The 22,422-nt window shown below is 57.5% G+C and carries 7 protein-coding genes and 1 pseudogene; all 8 read right to left on the bottom strand.

Going from position 1 to position 22,422, the window contains the following annotated elements; genetic code table 11:
• Window positions 1-3,171 (bottom strand): amino acid adenylation domain-containing protein (locus tag VGL70_14210; protein HEY3304680.1); only part of this gene is annotated, 3,171 nt, incomplete at its 3' end.
• A complete protein-coding gene (locus VGL70_14205) occupies window positions 3,168-5,063 on the bottom strand; it encodes a non-ribosomal peptide synthetase (protein HEY3304679.1) in 1,896 nt (631 codons plus the stop codon). The genes VGL70_14210 and VGL70_14205, both read right to left, overlap by 4 nt.
• 163 nt (window positions 5,064-5,226) lie before the next feature.
• On the bottom strand, window positions 5,227-5,529 hold the full coding sequence (locus VGL70_14200; protein ID HEY3304678.1) for a phosphopantetheine-binding protein: 303 nt from the start codon (window positions 5,527-5,529) through the stop codon (window positions 5,227-5,229).
• 99 nt (window positions 5,530-5,628) lie between these two features.
• Window positions 5,629-7,040, bottom strand: a pseudogene (locus VGL70_14195) (amino acid adenylation domain-containing protein).
• Window positions 7,041-7,282: 242 nt separating this feature from the next.
• Window positions 7,283-18,850: an amino acid adenylation domain-containing protein gene (locus VGL70_14190; GenBank protein ID HEY3304677.1), complete on the bottom strand. Its 11,568-nt coding sequence runs from the start codon at window positions 18,848-18,850 to the stop codon at window positions 7,283-7,285.
• Window positions 18,851-18,918: 68 nt separating this feature from the next.
• The gene (locus VGL70_14185; GenBank protein ID HEY3304676.1) at window positions 18,919-19,452 is read right to left on the bottom strand and encodes a thiamine pyrophosphate-dependent enzyme; all 534 of its coding nucleotides are present in this window, start codon (window positions 19,450-19,452) and stop codon (window positions 18,919-18,921) included.
• Window positions 19,446-20,570 carry a thiamine pyrophosphate-binding protein gene (locus VGL70_14180; protein ID HEY3304675.1) on the bottom strand — a complete coding sequence of 375 codons (1,125 nt, stop codon included), beginning with the start codon at window positions 20,568-20,570 and terminating at the stop codon, window positions 19,446-19,448. The genes VGL70_14185 and VGL70_14180 overlap by 7 nt, the downstream gene beginning before the upstream one ends.
• 18 nt (window positions 20,571-20,588) lie before the next feature.
• Window positions 20,589-22,418, bottom strand: a complete 1,830-nt coding sequence (locus tag VGL70_14175; protein ID HEY3304674.1) for an AMP-binding protein — start codon at window positions 22,416-22,418, stop codon at window positions 20,589-20,591.
• Window positions 22,419-22,422: the final 4 nt, after the last annotated feature.

Genomic DNA, 22,422 nt, shown 5'->3' with positions numbered 1-22,422 from the left:
CGCAAACAGTTTGGCCGCCAAGAGCGAGTGGCCTCCGCTCGCGAAGAAGTCGTCGTCAAGACCGACACGATCGATACCGAGCACCTCGGACCAAACGCGGCATAGGACGCGTTCCGTCTCGTCCTGCGGCGCGACGTATTCGTTGGGGTCTCGCGTGTCCTGGTTGCGCGGGTCGGGCAAAGCGCGATAATCCACCTTGCCGTTCGGCGTCAATGGCAGCGATTCCAACTGCACAAAGGCCGAGGGAATCATGTAATCAGGAAGCTTCTCTTGTAGAAAACGCCGCAGATAATTTGTGCTATGAGGAAATTCCCGTTTCGGGACGACATACGCCACTAATCGCTTCTCTCCAGGCGCCTCCTCTCGCGCCAGGACGACGGTCTCGTGCACCACGGGGTGCTGAGCCAATACAGACTCAATCTCTCCAAGCTCAATGCGAAAACCTCGTATCTTGACCTGATTGTCGAGCCGACCCAGGAACTCGATGTTGCCGTCGGGCAAGTACCGCGCCAGGTCTCCGGTTTTATAGATGCGTTGCCCCGGTTCCCGGCTGAACGGGTTGGGTATAAATTTCTCATTCGTTAGCTCCGGTCGGTCAAGGTAGCCGCGGGCTAGGCCGTCTCCGCCGATACAGAGTTCACCGCGTGCTCCGATCGGCGCCGGGTTTAGGTGGGCATCCAAAATATAGACCTGGGTATTACCGATCGGACGGCCGATGGGAATGGATTCGGTAGTCTCATCGAGTCGAGCCGGTATGGGATAGCAGCACGCAAAGGTGGTGCTCTCGGTCGGGCCGTAACCATTGACGATTTGCGTCGAGGGTAATAAAGAAAGCGCACGCCGCACGTGAGGCACGGAGAGCGCTTCACCCCCGATCAGCAATTGCCGCACTTCCGATAAGGCTTCTGGAGCCTGATCGATAACCACGTTGAATAGTGAAGCGGTCAGCCACAGGACACTTACTTGATGCCGGTGAAGCAGACGGCCCAGTTCAGCGGGGCTGGGAAACCTTTGCGCCGGCAATACACATTTGGCCCCGTGTAATAACGCTCCCCATATCTCGAACGTCGAGGCATCGAAGGAAATCGGCGCTAAATGCAGGAATGTCTGGCTGGCGTCGAGCCGCACGTAATCAACCCCAAAAAGCAGTCGGGCGATACTGCGATGGAGAACTTCAACGCCCTTTGGTTTCCCGGTGGAACCCGAAGTGTAGATCACACAGGCCCTTTGGTTCGCAGTCGCTCCGCTCTCAAGGTTCTCCCGGGGCTCGTGAGCCAGTTCTTTCCGGTCTCTGTCCAAACACACCAGGCGGGCGCTGCATTCAGGAAAACACTGAGCCAATTTCTGTTCCGTCAGCAGCACGGTTGCCTGGATATCTTCGAGCATGAACCCCAAGCGCTCCTTGGGATACCCGGGATCGAGCGGCACATAGGCGCCGCCCGCCTTGAGGATAGACAGCAGTCCGATGATCATCTCCGGCGACCGCTCCATGCAGATCCCCACCAACACTTCCGGGCCGACTCCATGCTTCTTGAGATGGCGCGCCAGTTGGTTGGCGCGCACGTTGAGCTGCCGGTAAGTCAACTGCTGGCTCTCGAAAACCACCACGACCGCATCGGGTGTTTTTTCGACCTGCTCTTCGAACAACTCGTGGACACACTTGTCTCTAGGGTAGTCTTTTTTGGTATCATTCCATTCAACCAGCAAACAGCGTTTCTCGGCTTCGGTGAGTATCGACAAATCCGAGATACGCCGCTCCGGATTTTCGACCATTCCTTGGAGCAAAATCCGGAAATGATCCAACATCCGCTCGATCGTCGATTGGTCAAAGAGGTCGGTGCTGAACACGAGGGAACCTATAAGAGAATCAGACGCGTCCGACAGCGAGAGATACAAATCAAATTTTGTAATTCCACTATCGACATTCATGGGGCTCGCGGTGAGGCCGGGGAGTTGCAGGGCCAGTCTCGGCGCATTCTGAAGCGCGAACATCACCTGAAACAAAGGAGTCCTGCCGAGGTTACGGTCGGGATTGAGTTCTTCCACGATCTTTTCAAATGGCAGATCCTGGTGGTCGTAGGCTTCCAAAGCGACTTTGCGTACGCGCGCTAAGAGCTCCCTGAATGTCGGGTTGCCGGAAAGGTCCGCTCTGAGGACCAGCGTATTGACGAAGAAACCGATCAACGCCTCGGTCTCCGGGCGAGTGCGACCGGCAATCGGCGAGCCCACGGAGAAGTCATCCTGGCCGGTGTAACGATTGAGCAGGGATTGTAAGGCCGCCAACAGGGTCATGAAAAGAGTGACGCCTTCGCGGCGGCTCAGGGTCTTGAGTTGATCGGTCAGAGCAGGGGAGAGGGCAAAGGAATGTCTAGCGCCATAGTAGGTTTGGACAGCGAGTCTGGGGCGATCTGTCGGCAGTTCGAGCACAGGAGTGCCCGAGAGCTGTTTCTTCCAGTAGAAAAGCTGGGCCTCTAGAACCTCCCCCTGTAGCCATTGACGCTGCCAAACGGCATAGTCTGCGTACTGGATCGGTGGCTCAGGAAGCGCAGGAGTTTCGCCCTTTGCAAATGCTTCGTAAAGCACGGACAACTCTCGTCTAAAGATTCGGGAGGACCAACCGTCGGACGCGATGTGGTGATGGACGAGGATGAGAATATGTTCTCGATCGGCCAATCGTATGAGCAGAGGCCGCAACATAAGATCCTGAGTCAGGTCGAACGGGCGGTGTATGGTCTCGCGGATGAGCCGTTCGACTTCAGCGTCACGCTCTTCGCCCGCGCGTGACTGAAGGTCTACGCAGGGGATTTCGAAGGTTCGCGGACGGTTAATCTTTTGCGTCGGATTTCCGTCAACCGTCACGAAGGTGGTTCGCAGCACTTCGTGACGATTCACGATCTCATTGATCGCCTTGTGCAACGCATCCGGATCGAGGCGACCCGTCAGCCCTAGAGCTGAACCTTCGTTGTAAGCCGCATTCTCCGGTTCCAGTTGATTGAGAAACCAGAGCCTTTGCTGCGCGAACGATAGCGGAGCGGATTCCCGTTCCGCGCGCCGCGGAATGGTTTGCAGCGGCGGAGATTGCAACCCTCTCTCCCGAAGGTGTTTTTCCAGCAGCGCCCGCTTCGCGGGCGAAAGATTGGCTACACGGTCTATAAGTTTGGAGCCGGTCATTTATCGTGCGCGCCGCCGAGTTTCTTGGCTTCGTCTTCAGACATGGTTTCAAGCTCGGTCAAGATGCGTTCCAGTTCCTCTTCGGTCAGCCGGTTTTTTTGCCGTTCGTCGATCACTGCGGCCATCTCGGCGATCGTCGGCGATTGGAAAAGCGATTGTAGAGGAAGCTCCAAGCGAAACTGCTCGATGACCTGGGACACCACCCGGGTGGCTGCCAGCGAATGACCGCCCAAGTCGAAGAAGTTGTCGTTAACGCCGACACGGTCGAGAGAAAGAATCTCCGCCCAAATCTCGGCCAGCATCCGCTCGACCTCGTTTCGCGGCGCCACATACGGCTGGCTCAGCTCGGGTCTCCGCTCGTCGGCCTTCGGCAGCGCTTTGCGGTCTAATTTACCGTTGGTCAACGGAAGAGTTCCCAGAAATACGAAAGCCGAGGGCATCATGTAATCCGGCAGGGTTCCCTTGAGAAAGCGCCGCAGCTCATCGACCGTGGGGCCGGGACTGCTCGCGGCTACGACGTAGGCCGCCAGATATTTCTCGCCCGACTGCCGGTCGTCGGCGACCACTCCGGCCTCCTTCACCTGCGGATGCGCGCGCAGCGTTCTTTCAATCTCGCCGAGCTCCACACGATAGCCGCGAATTTTGACCATGAAGTCCTTGCGTCCGAGATGAATCAAAAAGCCATCCGGGCGCATCCGGCCCAAATCGCCGGTCAAACAAATCGACTCCTCCGCCGTTTTCGGATCGCGCAAGAACTTCGCGGTGTTGTCTTCAGGCCGTTTCCAATACCCATCGCTCAAAGTGCGGCCTTGCACGGCGATCTCGCCCACCTCCCCGGGGCCGACCTCCCGGCCGTTCTCGTCGAGCAAAAAGATCTTGTTGTCCGGGTAAGGATAGCCGGCCGGAGTACCGTCCTCTGGAAATGAAAAGGTCTGATCGACCACCGCCCGGCCTATGCCCCTGGATTCCGTCGATCCCATCCGAATTTCCAACAGAGTCGTCGAACAGAAATTCTTTTTGTAAAGATCAAAATCCAGTTTAGTGATGGGCGCGCCCGACAATCGGAGCAGTCGCAGATAGGATAGCTTGTCTTGAAGCGAAGCGGGCTCCGCGAGCTGGCGGAAAACGGCCGGGGGCACGTGCAACATCGTGATTTCCTCCCGCCCGAGCCAGCGGGCCAAATCCTGGACGCCCTCGGACTTCAAATCAAAAGGAAATAGGGAAGCTCCATTCAGCAGGGATTGATATAAATGCGTGCTCGCCGAACCAAAGCTGACGGAATGAATCAGGCTCACTCTGTCGTCGACGCGAATGGGAAAATATGCGTTGGGATCATGCGTGATGGATTTATGCTTGTAGCGCACGCCCTTCGGTTCTCCCGTAGAGCCGGAGGTATAGAGAATGGTCAGCAGATCGTCGGCCGATATGGCAAGGCCAAGGTTTTCGGAAGAGAGCGAGCCGTCGATGGCATCGATGTTCAGCAGGCCGCGAGCCCCACTGGTCAGGCTCCGGGCAAGCTCTGGATTCCTGCCGTTCGTGACGATCAGACCCGTTCCGGAATCCTCCAATATAGTGTTCATCCTTTCCGGGGGAAAGGTAGAATTGATCGCAACGTAAGACTTTCCGGCCTTTAGGACTCCAAAGAGTGCAAGAAGAACGTCGATCCCGTGTTCAAAGAGGAGAGCTATGGGCTCGCTTCCGGGCCCGCGTTTTGCCAATATGGCCCGCGCAATTCGATTCGCGGCCTGATTGAAAGCGTCGTACGTTAACGAACGATCTCCCATCTTGACCGCGAGCCGGCCGGGGTATTGGCGGGCGATTTTCTCAAAGCGGGCTGGAATGGATTGTACGCTTTTTTCTTTTGCGACATACGTATCAAGATCGTGATTCATGGTTTTGCGCATTATACCGTGCATAACGGCGGGATACAAAATAGAGCGGGATTCGCGTGGATTGAGTTGGAACAAGCCACGGGCAAGGAGCAAGGACAACTATTTAATTCCAGGGCGGATTTCGAAACCTGCGACCCGTTAGGGGCCGGTTCGAGCCGGTCATTTATCGCGCCCCACCGCCGAGTTTTTTGGCTTCTTCTTCAGACATGGTTTCAAGCTCGGTTAAGATGCGTTCCAGTTCTTCTTCGGTCAGCCGGTTTTTTTGGCGTTCGTCGATCACTGCGGCCATCTCGGCGACCGTCGGCGCTTTGAAAAGAGATTGTAGAGGAAGCTCCAAGCGAAACTGCTTGATGACCTGGGACACCACCCGGGCGGCTGCCAGTGAATGACCGCCTAAGTCGAAGAAGTTATCGTGCACTCCGACTCGGTCGAGAGAAAGAACCTCCGCCCAAATCTCGGCCAGCATCCGCTCGACCTCGTTTTGAGGCGCCACATACGACTGACTCAGCTCGGGTCGGTGCTCGTCGAGCTTCGGCAACGCCTTGCGGTCCAGCTTGCCGCTGGATGTTAGCGGCAGGGCGTCAACGAAGGTGAACCGGGAAGGAATCATGTAGTCGGGCAATTTCTGCGCCAAAAAATTACGCAACTCGACGACACTCAGCGACGACGCTGGGCGCGTTATATAGGCAAGCAGACGATCCTCGCCCGATTCATCGGGTTCGGCGAGCACAACCGCCTCTTTGATTTCCATGTGAGCAAGCAAGACTTTCTCAACCTCTGCGATCTCGACGCCATAACCCCGGATTTTGACCCGAAAGTCCTTGCGGCCTTTATGAATGAGGCAGCCGTCGGGAAGCATCAGACCCAGATCGCCGGTGACATAAATACGCCTCCCGTCGCCAGAAGGGTCGGGTCTGAACTTGGATTGCGTAAGATCAGGCCTATTCCAATAACCTGGCGAGAGGTAGCGGCTCCTCACGACGATCTCGCCCGCTTCATTGAAACCAACCTCCCGGCCGTTATCATCCAGCAATTTGACCTCTTTATCCTGGAACGCGTAACCCACGGGGAGTTCGTCGCCTGGAATCGTCAGGTGGTGGTCGATGTAATAAGAGCTTAGATTTCCAGCTTCCGTCGCTGCCAGCCCACTATATAAAATACAGTCGGCGGAAAAATATTTTCGATACAAGGCGACATCGCTTTTCTGTGCGGTCTCGCTTCTCAATCTAATCAAACGAAGATAAGGGAACGTTTCGGCTCCAGTCAAGGTCTGGCAAAAGGCCCGGAAGAGCCGCGAACTCATAGCGCAGAGCGAAATTTTTTCACTTGTAAGCCAACTCGCCAGGCGATTCACACCCTCGTGGCGGACATCGAAAGGGAGCAACGCTGCCCCATTGACTAACGGCAACAGCACATCGAAAATCGAGTTCGCCGTCGCGGCTGTCAGAGCCGCAACCCTGTCCTCCGGGCAGACGTGGCAATCATTGGTTCGAAGAAAGTTGTTGTGCAGCATGTTGCGATGGTTTTGCACGGCCCCTTTGGGCCGCCCGGTCGAGCCGGATGTATAAATGATGGACGCGGAGGCGTCCGGCGCCATCGGGAGCCTCAGGTCTTCAGCGGAAGCATCGAACTCGCTCGTCTGGAAATCGATGACTTGAGATCCGCTGCTTGCCGTTTCGCGGGCCAAGCGGAGGTTTTGGTGATCGGAGATCACAAGCGCGGCTTGTGAATCTTCGAAAATCGCAGCGATTCGTTCGTAGGAAACCGTGGATCGAGAAGCACCATTATTTTACCGGCCTTGAGAACCGCCAGCATCGCCGCTATCTGTTCCACCCCCTTTTCGAACAGGAGCACGACTGGTTCTGGCTTGGCCTCGCGGGCGAGAATCGCGCGAGCTAAACGGTTGGCTATCTTGTTGAGCCCGGTATACGTGAGATTCTGCGTGCCGTCTTTGACCGCGATCCGTTCGGGATACATCCGAACGATCTTCTCAAACCGCTCCGGAATCGATTGCTCGATCTCTTCTTTCTTGAACTCGGCGAACGTTCCGGTCGGATGGAAACACTTTGCCCGGATCGCTGCCTGCTCCGGGGGAAGATTGACGGTGTGCTTGAAGGGATTGCTCATGAGCAGTTTCGCTTCGTCATCCGGTAAAGTTTTCTGGTCGGTCCAAGATTACCGATCATAGTATTCCAAGCGGGATACGGTAGTTTCGCCGATCACTCCGCGCACTGCTGGGTTTTCTCCGCGAGAATATAGGCGGCCTTGCGTAGTCCATCGAACTGTTCCGCCGCGTTGAGCCCAAAGGCCGCCGAGGTCGGGCCGGCGATGCTCCACGTATAGCCGATGGCGTTGGCTTCGAGCACATAGAGTTTTCCCGACGGCATCTCCCGCACGATGTCGAAACCGAGCAGTGGGATTTCCGGGAATGCCGCGTGGGCCCGTTCGCCCAACCGAATCACCTCTTCGTCGAAGCATAATTCGGTGAAAGAGCCGTGCGCCGTGGCTGAGACGGTGAAGCCCTTCTGTGCTACAGCCGATTTCAAGTCCGCTAACGCCGGAAGTTCGGGGCGCGCGCCGTTGGCCTGGTATTTCATTGCGTACAACACTTGGCCGAAAAGCGTGTTGACTCGATAACAGGCCGGCAAGGCTCCAGTATAGACGAATTGTTGAACGATCATCGAGTCGCTTGTCCCCGCCGACTTTGTCGTGATCGGTTTCCACTTGATCCGATCGCGCCGCACGAGAAGCACCTCCGCGCTCCGGCCGCCATAGTTGGGCTTTCGCACCAGGTAGTCGTCGAAGCCCGACAGGTCCGCCTGGTCGTCCGCGCTTAACAACGCCCATCTCGGCACCGCTATATTCGCCTTGGCCAACGCTTCGTATTCTTGGCTTTTACTGAGTGGATAGCCGCAGAACACCCGGCCGGGACGCCGCGGACGATGGCGAATCAACGCCGGCGAGAATGTCAGAGTCGGGCGCTGGGGCAGGGCGATCTCTTCCGAATCCGTATCCTTGACCACCACGGCGTCGATCGTCGGGTCGAGCTCGCGAACAAAGGCGGCGACTTGCTCAAAACTCGCCCTATCGAAGCGTTCGTTGATCAGGATGATGAGGTTGCACCGGCGTTTTCCAAAAAACTCCGACTTCACCTGCGGGCAATGAAACGAAGAGACCGTCGACACGCGGGCCTGCTTCTCAGCTGGCGCCGTCGGTGGCCGGCGATTTAAATCGAGTAATTGCCGCTCCGCCTCCGCATCCGACAGGTCGTCGAGCTCCGCGAGCAGCTCATGAAATTGATCGTTATGGAGAGACTGCGCCTGTTGCTCAAGAAGGTAAAGCGCCAGACCCGCGATCGTCGGCTGCTCGAAGATAGCTTGCAACGGAATCTCCAAACCAAAATTGCGTCTGATCCGTGAGACGAGCTGGGTGGCCATGAGCGAGTGCCCGCCCAGATCGAAGAAATTATCCAGCACGCCAATTTTTTTAAGCTTGAGCACCTCGCACCAGATTTTGGCCAGCGATTGCTCGGTGGCGTTACGCGGCGCCAAGAAAGTTGTCGTCGATTCGAGCCTGCCGCTCTCCCGTTCGGGGAGATCTTGGGCATTCACCTTGCCGTTGGGCGATAACGGCAGCGCTTCGAGAAAGACCACCGCCGCGGGCACCGCCGCAGCCGGGAGGTGCATGGCGAGATAGGAACGTAAGTCGCTCGAAGCCACCTTATTCCGCGTGAAAGGCACGACGTAGGCGACCAGCACCGGCTCGCGGTCGGGCGCCTTTCGCGCCGCCACGAAGCACGCCTTTACCTCGGTATGTTGACTGAGGATCGCCGTAACCTCATCGGGTTCGATGCGCACCCCGCGGATCTTGATCTGTTTGTCCAGACGGCCGAGAATCTCCAAGGCGCCGTCCGTGCCGTAACGACCGCCATCGCCGGTGTAATAAATCACATCGTCGGGATCGGCGCGGAAGGGATTCTGCGCAAAACGCTTGGCTTGTTCCTCGGGCGAGTTGATGTAGCCGCGGGTCCGGAAGGGCGTGCGAATAACAATCTCACCCGGCTCGCCCACGCCGCACAGCCGGCCGTTGCGGTTTAGCACCAGCGCCTGAGTTTGTGGCAATGGTTTGCCGACGGGTTGCACACCCGCAAACGGCTCATCGGGTATCACGTGGAAGCATTTGGCCAAGGTAGTTTCCGTCGGACCGTAAAGGTTCACGATCTGACCGGCTCGCGGGAGCGTGTGGCGCCATTTTCGGACGAACGTATCCAATAACGGTTCGCCGGCGAGGAACGCCCAGCGCAGGTGCCGGAGGCAGACCCCGTCTTCAATGTTGCCTAGCCAGTGTTGCACGAGCGTTGGCACGCCGTGAAACAGGGTCACGCTTTGCCGGTCCAGCCAGGATAAGGCAAGCTCCGAAGCAGGATCCAAAGTTTCGGGAGGGAGAACGAGAGTTGCGCCGCTGACCAGAGGCAGAAAGATATCGCGCAGAACGACGTCAAAAGAAAAGTTTGTCAACTGGCCGCACCGGTCCTCCGGCCCGATCTGGAACTCGCTCTTCTGCCAAGCCAAAAAGTGACTCAAGCCTTTGTGGCAACCCAAGACGCCTTTGGGCACAGCCGTGGTGCCGGAGGTGAAGAAAATATACGCGGGATCATCGGGCGAAATCTCGGGCAGGGAAACGCCGTCGAGCGCCGCTAGCTCGCCCGTTGAAACAGGCGCGCGGCCATTCTTCGAAATCGGGATGATGGGTAAACCGGGCATCTTGCGCAGCCAGCCATCTTCTTGCCGCCGGTCGCCTACGTACAGGAGACACTTGACGCGCCCGGCCTCAATCATCAGCCGCTGGCGATTGGCCGGCAGGTTGCGGTCGATGGTCAGCAAAACTCCGCCGCTCATCAGCGCGCCCACGATACTCGCGATCATCCCAAAGCAGCGCGGCCCGGCGACCGCCACGACATCCCCGGGTGTAATCCCGTGCGCCGCTAGACTCCGGGCGATGCGGCCAGCGATCCCTGACAATTCCCCGTATGTCAAAAAGCGTTCGTCCTGGGTCACCGCCTTTTGCTCGGGCGATTTTTCCGCCCACGCGAGAAATTCGCGCGTGACCGACAAGAAATTGGGCGCCGCCAGAACCGCCGTCGGGTCAGGCAAGAGTTGCCGCGACCGTTCCGTCACCAGGGAATAGAAGCCGATCGATTGGTCCGGCGCTGCCGCGATTTGTTCGAGCAGGTGGGTAAATTGATCGAGCAACTCTTGCATTCGGACGGCGTCGAAGAGGTCCGTATTGAATACCAGGGTGAGCCCGATGCCTCGATCGTCCGGCCTGACGTAGACATACAGGGTGAGGTCAAATTTCGATTCCGCATCGTGATGCCCAATGGGCTCGGCCGCCAGCTTTGCGAATGTAGGGCCTTGACGGTCTACATTGATCATGTTGAACAAAACCTGGAACAGCGGGGAGTGGCCGAGACTGCGCTCGGGATGGAGTTCTTCAACCAGCTTTTCAAACGGTATATCTTGGTGCGCATAGGCCCCTAAACATACCTCGCGCACCCGAGCCAGTAGTTGCGTAAACGTCGGCTCGCCTGACAGGGCAGACCTCAACACCAGCGTGTTGACAAACATGCCGATCAAACTCTCAATCTCGGTCCGATTGCGATTGCCGATGGGCGAGCCCACCACAATGTCGTCCTGGCCGGTGTAACGTTGCAGCAGCGTTTGGAACGCGGCCAGCAACGTCATGAACAGGGTGACGTTGTTTTGGCGGCTTACGGCATGAAGTCCCTGAATCAGTTCTTTGGTCAGTTCGACGGATTCTCTCGCTCCACGAAAACTCTGGAGCGCCGGCCGCGGTCGGTCCGCAGGAAGATTGAGCACCGCAGGGGCGCCGGCAAGCTGATTTTTCCAGTATGAAAGCTGCGACTCTAAAACCTCTCCTGCCAACCATTCACGCTGCCAAACAGCAAAATCCGCGTACTGTATGGGCAGGTCCGAAAGCGGTGACGGCCGGTCGTCGGTGAATGCTCGGTAGAGCGCCGACAACTCGCGGTAAAGCACTCCCATCGACCAACCGTCGGACACAATATGATGGACGATAAGAATCAGAACATGGTCTTGTTCACCGAGCTGAATTAATTTTATCCGCAAAAGCGGCCCGCGGCTCAGATCGAAGGGCCGGCGAGCTTCTTCGCTGACGATGCGTTGCGCTTCGTCCGCTCGTGTATTCTCTGCACGATCGGTGAGATCGACCACCGCCAGAGTCAGGGGGAGTGAGGGTGCGATTTTCTGGACCGGTTCTCCGTCGATCGTCGAGAAGGTCGTTCGCAGCGCTGCGTGACGCCGGACGATTTCGTTTAGGCTACGCTCCAGGGCTGCAACATTGAGTGAACCTCTTAATCGCATCGATCCGGGTATGTTATAGGCCGAGCTCTTAGGTTCCAGCTGATCTAAAAACCACAACCGCTGTTGAGCAAAGGAGAGGGGAAGACCCTCTTCTCTTGATACGGCAAGAATGGGAAGCGCTTGCGCGCCCCGGGCCTTGCGCCGGGCTTCTTCGACCTGCTCGGCTAATCCACTCACGGTCGGTTCCTCAAACAGCGCACGCAGAGGGAATTCCACCTGCAAGGATTCGCGCATCCTAGAGACCACCTGGGTGGCCAACAGCGAATGGCCGCCTAGATCAAAAAAGTCGTTATGGATGCCGACCTTTTCCAGTTTGAGGACCTCCGCCCAGATCTCCGCTATCAACTCTTCGAGAAGAGTGCGCGGCGCGACATAATCCTCGTCAAGCCGGGTCCGGTCGGGAGCCGGCAGCGCGCGCCGGTCGATCTTTCCATTGGGCGTGAGCGGCAGAGACTCCATGAAGACAAAGGCGGACGGCACCATATAGTCGGGCAGTTTGGCTTTGAGGAAGTTTCTGAGCTCGGCGGCGGCGCCTTCTTTTTCCTCATTCGCGACGACGTAAGCGACCAATCGTTTGTCGCCGGGCACGTCCTCCCGCGCCGTGATCACGGCCTGGCGCACGATCGGATGCTGAGCCAGCACGGTCTCGATCTCTCCCGGCTCGATGCGGAAGCCGCGAAGCTTGACTTGATTGTCGATGCGGCCGAGGTAGTCGATGTTGCCGTCCGGCAGATACCGCACCAGGTCGCCCGTTCTGTAGAGACGCGATTCCGGATCCTCGCTGAAGGGATCGCGGATAAACTTCTCGGCCGTCAGTTCCGGTCGATTGAGATAGCCGTGCGCCACGCCGATCCCGCCGATGAGCAGCTCGCCGGGCACGCCGATGGGCACCGGCTGGAAATGCGAGTCGAGGATATAAAGCCGGGTGTTCGGAACCGGGCGACCGATGGAAATAGGCCGCTCCAAAGTATCCACTCGGTAGAGGCTGGAGTAAACGGTAGTTTCGGTCGGGCCGTAGCCGTTCCACAAAGACGAGCTTCTGGCCAGCAGTTGAGATGCCAGCTCGCGCGTCAAAGGCTCCCCGCCGGCAATTATTTTTAAACGCGCGCCTGCGGGCCAACCGGCGTCGAGCAGAAGGCGCCAGGTCGCCGGCGTCGCCTGCATGACGGTGGCGCGGGACTTTGCGATCAGCTCGATCAGTTGACGCCCGTCGGCGACGGCTTCCCGGCCGGCGATGACCAGGCGGGCGCCGACGACCAGCGGTAAAAAAAGCTCCAGGGTCGCGATGTCGAAGCAGAAAGTGGTGATCGCAAGCAGCACGTCTTGTTCCGTAAGCCCGGGTTGCTCGCGCATGCCGTGGATGAAATTCCTTAAAGCGCCCTGCGGAATCTGAACCCCCTTCGGTTTTCCCGTCGAGCCGGAAGTATAGAGCACGTAGGCCCGGTCTTCCTCTCTGCCTTCGCGGCGAAGATTCTCCGCGCCCTCAGCGGCGATCGTCCGCCAATCGGAGTCCAGGCAAACGACGCGGATTCCGTCCTTGGAAACCTCCGACGCCAGCCGCTTTTGGGTGAGAACGACGGGCGCCTGCGCGTCCTTGAGCATGAAGTCCAACCGCTCCTTCGGATAGGCCGGGTCCAGCGGCACATACGCGCCTCCGGCTTTCAAGATGCCGAGCAGGCCCACGAGCATCTCCAGGGAACGCTCCACGCAGATTCCGACCAGGACGTCCGGCCCGACCCCATGTTTTCTGAGATAGCGCGCGAGCTGATTGGCCCGTTGATTCAGTTGGCGGTAGGTCAGCTCTTTGTCCTCGAAGACGACCGCCGCCGCGTCCGGGGTTTTCTCGGCCTGGACTTCGATAAGCTCATGGAGGAATTTGTCGCGGGGAAAATCTCGATGCGTGTCGTTCCACTCCACCAAAAGTTGATACTTCTCGGCTTCGGTCAGTAGTGGTAAGTCGGAGAGCCGCTGCCCTGGGTGTGAAATGATACCTTCAAGCAAAACCTGAAAATGCGCCAATAGTCGGGCAATGGTAGCAGACTCGAACAGGTCGGAATCATAGACAAATATTAAATGAATTCCATCGTCGTGTTCTCTTATGTAAAGCTCTAGATCGAACTGCGGCGTTGGCTCAGGCGTTTTTAGAGGCCTCACGGACAGCCGATCAAGCTCAAGGCTGACCTCTTTAAAGTTGTACATGTTGATAAAGACTTGAAAGATGGGGGTCCTACTCAAATATCGCTCTGGCTGCAATTCCGCCACCAGTTTCTCAAAGGGGAGTTCCTGGTGATCATACGCTCCAAGCGCAACCTCGCGAACCCTTGCCAAAAGTTCAAGAAAAGTCGGGTTACCTGACAGGTTCGTACGCAACGCGAGGGAATTTAGAAATAAACCAATGAGGCCCTCAGTCTCGGATCGGTCCCTACCCGCTACCGGAGTCCCCACGACAATATCATCCTCACCGGTCATCCTATGCAGCAGCGTCTGAAAAGCCGCCAAGAGCGTCATAAAGAATGTTACGCTCGCCTTTCGACTAAGAGATCTTAGAGCGCTATCCAGGACCTTCGGAACAACCAAGGTTTGGCGGCCTCCCCGGCGATTGTGCAATGGCTTACGTGGATGATCGGCGGGCAAATTCAAGCTGGCTGGTGCCCCGCTAAGCTGCTTCTTCCAGTACGCCAAATAATTTTCAAGCTCCGCGCCTTGAAACATTTTTCGCTGCCAGAGCGTACAGTGCTTATACTGAATCGGTAGCTCGGAAAGCGGAGAGGGTTTGGCAGTGGCGAAAGCCTGGTAAAGAACGGAGAGTTCACACAAAAATAATTCGATACACCAGTGATCCCAGGCGACGTGATGACTGCTTAAAACCAGAACATGCTCATCTGCACCCAGTTGCAGTAAAGTAGCTCGCAACAACAAGTCGACGGACAGATCAAAAAAACGTCGACGCTCGTTTTCAAAGAGTCGTTGGACTTCTGCTTCTGAATCGACCGGAGTTTGCTGCCTCAAATCTATAATCGTTAACGGAAAGGACCATCGTTCAGAAATCACTTGGACTGGTTCGCCGTTTCTCAGGTGAAACGTCGTGCGCAGGGTTTCGTGCCTTCGCACAATCTCCGTGAGTGATTGCTCTAGAGCCTTGGTATTCAACGGCCCGGTGAGGTGAAAGCCAAACGTGACCTTGTAAGCTAAGTTGTTGGGCTCCAGTTGACTGAGAAACCAAAACCGCTCCTGAGAAAAAGATAGCGGATAGTCTCGAATAACTCGTTCGGGCAATATACGTAAGGCTCTTGCGCCGGTTGCCTCCTGGCGAACCGATTCAATGTACTTAGCCAGGCCGGCCACCGTAGGCGATTCAAAAAGCGCGCGCATCGGCGTCTCCACGTGGAAAGCCTCACGCAGGCGCGAGATGACTTGGGTGGCCAGTAGGGAGTGCCCCCCTAAATCAAAGAAGTTGTCATGGATGCCGACCTGACCGAGCTTGAGAACTTTCATCCAAACCGCGGCTAGAACATTCTCGACCTCCGTGCGAGGCGTGATGTATGAGCTTTCCAGCTCGGGTCTCGTCTGCTCAGGCGCCGGCAGCGCGCGGCGGTCCACCTTGCCGTGAGGAGTCAGCGGGAGAGCCTGGAGAAAGACCAACGCGGAGGGCACCATATGTTCGGGCAGCCTCTCTCTTAAAAAGCGCCTCACCTCGTCGGGAGAAAGCGAAGAATCGCTCAGCATCGGGATCGGCTCAATCTCCGCCCGCTCCGCATTCCTTTCCAGCCGCCTACCCTCTGACGGGCGGATCGCATAAACGTAGCGGAGTTGAGTATTCTCAAGCAGCGCATCCTGCTTCACGATGAAGTCATAGCCCTGCCGCTCCAGCAACGAGAGAATAGCGCGCAGATTTTCCTGAACATCGACCTCCAGGACGATCTGTTTGATCTTTTTCCAGTCAACGTCGTTGATCCCGTTGAGAACATCGAGTTCGCTCTTTTCCGCGTTGATCTTCAAGAGATCTATGCATTCAACGCCCTCCTCCTCCATCACGGCCGAAAGAGTTCTCGACCGAACGGGCAGGGTGGTAGGCGAAAACCGCTCGTCGAGTATGCCGTCGGCCTGCTCTAAGAGCTCGGCCATATGAGCCTTGCCGGCTTTCTGCTGATTCAGCATGAATGTCTTTACGACTTCCTTTTCAATCTGCGCGTCGGCATAGAAGCCGGAGAACAGGGAAAAGCCGGGGAAAAAAGTAAAAGAAGCTGTCTTGGTTTCGTTAGATAAGCCGCAATCGAACAATTTCGCGCCGGGAGCATAGAGCGAAGCGTTCAGGCTCAATATCTCAAAGGCAAAAGGATTCGGCTCAAAGGCGTATACCCTGGCGGTTTTACACATTTGCCGCACGAAGATGGTAAACAGGCCGATATTTGCCCCCACATCGAAGACGCAATCCCCTTCACGAATCGCAATCCCATGCTTGAGGTACGCCTGGCGCTCGAATATTTCTTCGTAGATATAGTCGGTCTCGTACTTATTTAACTGCGCCACAGCCATATGATTCGGCAGCCTATAGCGCTGCCTGCCGCCGGTTGTGGGCGCGCGCTCCTTGTTGGCGACGATATAGGCTACCAGGCGCTGCCGGCCGGGGATATCTTCCCGAGCCAAAACCGTCACATCCCGCACGTCCGGATGCTGGCCGAGCACCGCCTCGATCTCCCCCAGCTCGACGCGGAAGCCACGGATCTTAACCTGGTGGTCGGCGCGACCGAGGAACTCGATGTTCCCGTCAGGGAGATAACGCGCCACGTCTCCGCTCTTATAGAGGCGCGCGCCCGGCTCGTCGCTGAAAGGGTTGGGGATAAATTTCTCCGTCGTCAGCTCAGGCCTGTTGAGATAACCTCGGGTCACACCACTACCGCCGATGTGCAACTCGCCGGGAATCCCGACCGGCAATGGTTGCCCGTGGGGGTCCAATATATAGACGTGAATATTAGGGAGAGGGCGTCCTATCGGAACCGTTGAAGAAGCGTGGTCACTTTGCTCCCTTCCTATCGCGAACGTGAGCGCGCCTACTGTCGCTTCCGTCGGGCCGTAGTGGTTGAACGTGGAGCAGCGGGTCAGCGGTCGCAAATTCTCTACCCAATCCCGCCGAGAAGCTTCCCCGCCGAGCACCAGCCAACGACGCGGCAAGAGTCGCTCGGGAGGGGACGAGATGTGCAGGGCAGCCAGATGGGACGGAGCGATCTTAAGCAGATCGATGGGAAAGCGGCGAAAATAGTCGCCGAGTGCCCGCGGGTCAGCAGCTCTGTCTTCGGATATCACATGGAGACAGCCACCTGAAATTAATGCGGGGAAAATAACCGTCTGGCTCGAGTCCACGGAAAGCGGTTGAACCATAGCGAAGCCGGCGCCGGGCTCCAGGTGCAAGCGATCCGAGATGCCTTTGACATAGTTGAGAATCTGTCGATGCTCAACCAGGACTCCCTTGGGTGTTCCCGTGGAGCCTGAGGTATAGATCACGTAGGCGAGATTTTCTCCTTTTGTGGAACTGACCGGGTTCGCATCGCTCTCCCGGGCGACGGCCTGCCAATCCGTATCGAGGCAGATCGTATGCCTCACCTCGTCGGAAAGCCCTTCGGCCAGTCGCCGCTGAGTCAACAACACCGCTATGTGAGCATCCTGCAAAATGAACGCGAGACGCTTGTTGGGAGAGCTCGTATCCAGCGGCAGATACGCCCCGCCGGCCTTGAGAATTCCCAGCAGTCCCACCACCATCTCCAAAGAGCGCTCGACGCAAAGACCGACCAGCGCTTCCGGACCCACGCCGCGCTTCTTAAGATAGTGCGCCAACTGATTGGCCCGGCGATTCAATTCCCCGTAAGTGAGTTGTCGGTCCTCGCTCTGTCCTGAGCCCGTCGAAGGAAAGACCACCGCCACCGCGTCGGGAGTCCGCTCCACCTGCTCCTCGAAGAGTTCGTGAATGCACTTGTCCGTCGGATAATCTCTCTTCGTATCGTTCCACTCTATGAGTATTCGATGCCGCTCCGCTTCGGTCAGTATCCGCAACTCGGAGAGGCGCTGATCCGGATTCCTCACGATCCCTTCGAGCAAGGTTTGAAAGTGCCCGGCCATCCGCTCGATGGTAGCCTCTTCAAATAGATCGGCGCTGTACTCCAACGTCGCTCTGAGTAGGCCGGCTTGCTCCGCCATCGACAGCGTCAAATCAAATTTAGCGGTCCCGCTGTCTACCTCTAGAGGAGTCACTGTAACGCCTGCCAGCTCCAGGGCTGTCCTTGGCATATTCTGCAAGACGAACATCACTTGAAACAGCGGAGAGCGGCTCGGATCTCTCTCGGGACGCAACTCCTCTACTAATTTCTCAAACGGCAGCTCTTGGTGTTCGTAAGCCTCTAGGGCCGCTTGGCGCACGCGAGCCAGCAGCTCCGTGAATTTGGGATCGCCCGACAAGTCGCCTCTCAAAACCAGCGTATTGATAAACAGCCCGATCAGCTCTTCGATCTCAGCGCGGGTGCGACCCGCGATCGGCGAGCCGATGACAATATCATCCTGTCCCGTGTAGCGATGCAGCAGGACTTGAAAGGCCGACAGCAGCGTCATGAACAGCGTCAATCCTTGGCGGCGACTGAACGCTTTAAGCTCGTCACAGAGGGCTTTGGGCAGCGCAAACGATTGACGCGCGCCGCGGAAGCTCTGAACCGCCGGGCGCGGATGGTCGATGGGAAGATCGAGGACTGTCAGGCCCGCGAGCCGTTGCTTCCAGTAAGAGAGTTGGTCCTCTAGAATTTTGCCCTGCAGCCGCTCGCGCTGCCAGACTGCAAAGTCCGCATACTGGATGGGCCGCTCGGGCAGGGGTTCCGGTTTGCCTTCCGCGAAGGCCCTGTACAGGACGGCGAGCTCATGAAAGAGAATCTCGCGAGACCAGCCGTCGGACGCAATATGGTGCATCACCAGGAGCAATACGTGATCATCGTCGTCCAACCGGGCCAAGGTCGCGCGCAACATCAAATCCGCGGACAACTTAAAAGGCCGGCGCGATTCTTCCTTGAGCGCAAGCCGCAGCTTCGCCTCGCGTTCGGAAGGCGACCCCTGGGCAAGGTCGATCACCGTAAGTTCCACGGGCCGGTATGCGCCGATCACCTGTACGGGGATTCCGTCCAGCGGAACAAAGGTTGTCCGCAGCGCTTCATGTCGCGCTACGATAGCGTCAAGCGATCTTCGCAGGAGTTCTACACTCAGTTTGCCGCTTAACCGCAGGGCCGTTGGGACGTTATAAAGCGGGTTGTCAGGTTCCAGTTGGTCCAAAAACCAGAGCCGCTGCTGGGCAAACGACAAGGGAACCGAGTCGCGGTTGACTATGCGAGGTATGAACTGATTTTCCATGTCCAATCGACCAATACGCTCTTTTGATCGCGATTCAAGCCTTTCCCGTTTCCACAAGCCAAGATAACCTATTCCTGCGGGTAGCGCTCGTGAGGATCGACCTGCACGTTGATGCAAGCCGCTCTGCCGGATGCTACCGCGCGCTCCAGCGCCGGTCGGAGCTCGGCGGGACGAGCCACGAATTCGGCATGGCCGCCGAAAGCGCTCATGACGGCTTCGTAATGGATGCCGGGTTGGTACATCGTTACGCGCTCCTCACTGCAGGGGGAATAGGACTGTTCCATAAGTGCTCCGGTATTACCGTCATTGTTGACCACAACGACGACCAATGGAATCCTGTGTCTCACCGCAGTTTCCATTTCCATGGCATTAAATGCGAACGCCGTGTCGCCGCAAATTGAGACAACGAGACGATTTGGACAGGCGAGCTTCGCGCCGACGCCGAAGGGTATACCCACTCCCAGGCACCCGTTATTCCCCGCAGTAAAACGGGAAGCCGGCAAATAAGACGGCAGCACCTGTTGCCCCGCCGCCATAAACACATTGCCGTCGAGTATCGAAATCGCATCGCGCGGAAGAAAGTCGCGAATCTCTTTCAACATCCGGTAGGGCGACATCGGGACGGAATCGCTGTCATCAGTGAATCCAGCTTGCCCCTTTTCCTCGTCCGCTCTTCGCCCAGCATTCCATGCCATGAAGCCAAGGCGCCGTTGGCGCCCGCATGACTCTTCGCCGTCATAGCGGCCAATAGCTGCCGAAGAACTGCTTGGGCATCGCCCTCGATCCCCACTGTCGGGGCACGGTTGACGCCGATTTCCGACTTGTGAATATCGATCTGAATGAGTTTGGCGTCACGAGCGAATTCGCTGCCGAAGCGAAACGTCCAGTCGAGCCTTGCTCCGATCAGGAGGATGGCATCTGCCTTTGAGACTATAAGACGATGCGCGTCGTTACAGCAAAGCGGGTGGTCGTCGGGCAGGTAGCCTCGGCCCATCGGTGAAGTGATAAATGGAATGCCAAACTCGTCGACTAACCGCCGCACCTCCTCGCCGGGCCGGGACCAGCGAACACCTTTACCGATAATGATTGCCGGGCGGTTCGCTTGCAGCAGGATGTCGGCCGCTCGCTGGGTCGAATCGGTATTCGGCGGTGGAGGTTGAGGCGGGTCGGGAAAAAAAGGATCGGTGACGCGGGCAAATCCCGTCAACATGTCTTCCGGCAGATCGAGATAGACGGGTCCGGGCCGCCCGGACATCGCCAACTTGAACGCGCGGTCGAGATAGGCCGGGATGCTCGATGTGGTTTCCACGAGCGCGGACCACTTCGTTATGGATTGGTATAACGCCGCGCCGTCCAACTCCTGGAAGGAACCCATACCCTGCATGCTCAACGGCCGCCGCCCGCCCAGCACCACCACCGGCCAACAATTGTCCTTAGCAACCAGAATGCCGGTCGCTGCGTTGGTCACGGCAGGGCCGGCCGAAACTATCGCCACGGCCGTCAATCGGCCGGTCGCGTAATTCTGGGCGGTGGCCATCATGACGCCCGCTTGCTGATGATGCACGCCGATTGGACGGACGCCCAGTTGCGCGCACTTGGCGAAGGTTTCGCGGATTGGGGTGCCTGAGACACAATAGACATGAGTGACGCCCAGCGCTTTTAATGTTTCAGCGACCAGTGCGTGCCCGTCACGCGCGTCAGTGCTCGGTTTTGTCTTCATCACGGTCCGACGCTCCGGTTATTTTTGCTCCGTTGCATCCATCGCCCGACGGATCTCGTGCGCCAAATCCTCAACCGTCGCTTTCCGGAAAATCGTCGCGATCGACAAGTTTACGCCGAAAGTCGCTCGAATGCGCGACAGAACCTGGGTCGCCCTCAGGGAATCGCCGCCCAACGCAAAAAAATTGTCGCTGGCGCCGACCGCTTCAGCGCCGAGCACGACCGCATAGATTTTCGCCACCGCCGCCTCCAGATCGTCCTTGGGCGCAACGAACTGGCCGGCAGGCTGCGGCATGAGTGCCTCGGCCAACCCGATTCGCCGTATTTTACCCGGCCCGCTTTCGGGTATGTCATCAAGTATCAAAACCCGGCTGGGGATTTTGAATTCGGCCAAACGACCGGAAAGATATTCCCGGATTGCGGCTTCCGTGGTCTGCGTCTTATCTCGCACGACCACCGCTGCGGCGACATCTTCCCCCAGAGTCGGATGCGGCACGGCGAACACCGCCGCCCGGACGATTCCGGGATGGTTCAGCAAAACATCGTCGACTTCTTTCGGGGAAATCTTTTTCCCCCCCTTGTTGATCATTTCTTTGAGGCGGCCCGTGATAAAAAGATAGCCCTCTTCGTCCATGTATCCCTGATCCCCGGTTCGAAACCAGCCGTTGGTGAACGCCTCGGCGGTGGCGCCGCCGCTATCGTCGTACCCGTGAGTGACGTTGGGGCCGCGCAAAACGATTTCACCGCGCTCTCCCGGTGCGAGCAATCCTCCTGCTTCGTGCATGACTGCGACTTCCGGACCGGCCGCCACGCCTACGGAGCCGGGCTTGCACTTGCCCGGCGGCAGCGGATTGCTCGCAATTTGATGAGCCGCTTCGGTCATTCCGTAGGCTTCGATGACGGGTACTCCGAATCGCGCTTCCAATTCTTTCATCAACTTTACCGGAAGCGCAGCCGACGACGAGCGAATAAACCGTAAGTTGCTCCGCCGAACCGTTGCCAGGTGATCTTCGGCTCGCGATAGGATCGCTTGATGAATGGCGGGCACGGCCGTGTACCAGGTTGGCCGAGACTCTTCCAGCCATGCGAAAAACTTCTCCAGGTCGAAGCCTGGGGCGCACACCACGCTCGACCCGGCCATCAGAGACGAAAAAACGGCTCCCACAATCCCATGAATATGAAAAAGCGGCATGACGTTAAGACAACGATCTTCGGATCTCAGATTCAGCGTGGACGCAATGTGATAAGCCGAAGCGCACAGGTTTTTCTGCGTCAACGGGACCATCTTGGGGCGGGAAGTCGTCCCTGAAGTGTGCAGCACCAACGCTACGTGTTCGGGCGCCGGCCAATCGGCGCCCTCTGGAGTCGAGTTCTCTTGGCCGCTGAGCGTAAAGATTCCCGCCTCTGAGGTCGGCACCGGAGAGAGCTCAAAGACGGGAATGCCGCGCGCCTCGGCTATGGATCGAGCCGGAGTGTCCATTTCCGAATGAACCATCAACGCCTTGGCCCCGAGATCGGAAAGATAAAAGTCAAATTCCTTTTCTCTTAAGGCAGGATTTAGCGGCGCCGCAGTTGCGTATGCGGCGACTGAGAGAAAGGCGACGGCCATTTCAGGGCCGTTGGGAAGCACGATGGCAATCCGGTCATCGCGGCGTATACCCATCGTCTTAAGCGTCTGAACCACATCGTCGATGTGAACACGTAAACGGCCATAAGTGAGAGGAGCACGGCCGGGAGCGGCGATAGCGATCACACCGGGGGTTCGCTCGGCCCAGGCCTCAAGTACATCATGGATGGATAATTGCGCGGGGAAAGGACTTGTCTCATGAACTCGAGCAATGAAAGGCATAGCT

Source organism: Candidatus Binatia bacterium (genome assembly GCA_036504975.1).
In the GTDB taxonomy this organism is placed as follows: Bacteria; Desulfobacterota; Binatia; order UBA9968; family UBA9968; genus JAJPJQ01.
Note: the sequence above shows the minus strand (reverse complement) of the source record. Positions and strands in the feature narration are given on the sequence as shown.

Coding starts and splice junctions, on each gene's coding strand:
- VGL70_14205 (HEY3304679.1), bottom strand. CDS start 5,063: ATGAATCACGATCTTGATACGTATGTCGCAAAAGAAAAAAGCGTACAA.
- VGL70_14200 (HEY3304678.1), bottom strand. CDS start 5,529: ATGCTGGCCGAGATTTGGGCGGAGGTTCTTTCTCTCGACCGAGTCGGA.
- VGL70_14190 (HEY3304677.1), bottom strand. CDS start 18,850: ATGGAAAATCAGTTCATACCTCGCATAGTCAACCGCGACTCGGTTCCC.
- VGL70_14185 (HEY3304676.1), bottom strand. CDS start 19,452: ATGTTGAAAGAGATTCGCGACTTTCTTCCGCGCGATGCGATTTCGATA.
- VGL70_14180 (HEY3304675.1), bottom strand. CDS start 20,570: ATGAAGACAAAACCGAGCACTGACGCGCGTGACGGGCACGCACTGGTC.
- VGL70_14175 (HEY3304674.1), bottom strand. CDS start 22,418: ATGCCTTTCATTGCTCGAGTTCATGAGACAAGTCCTTTCCCCGCGCAA.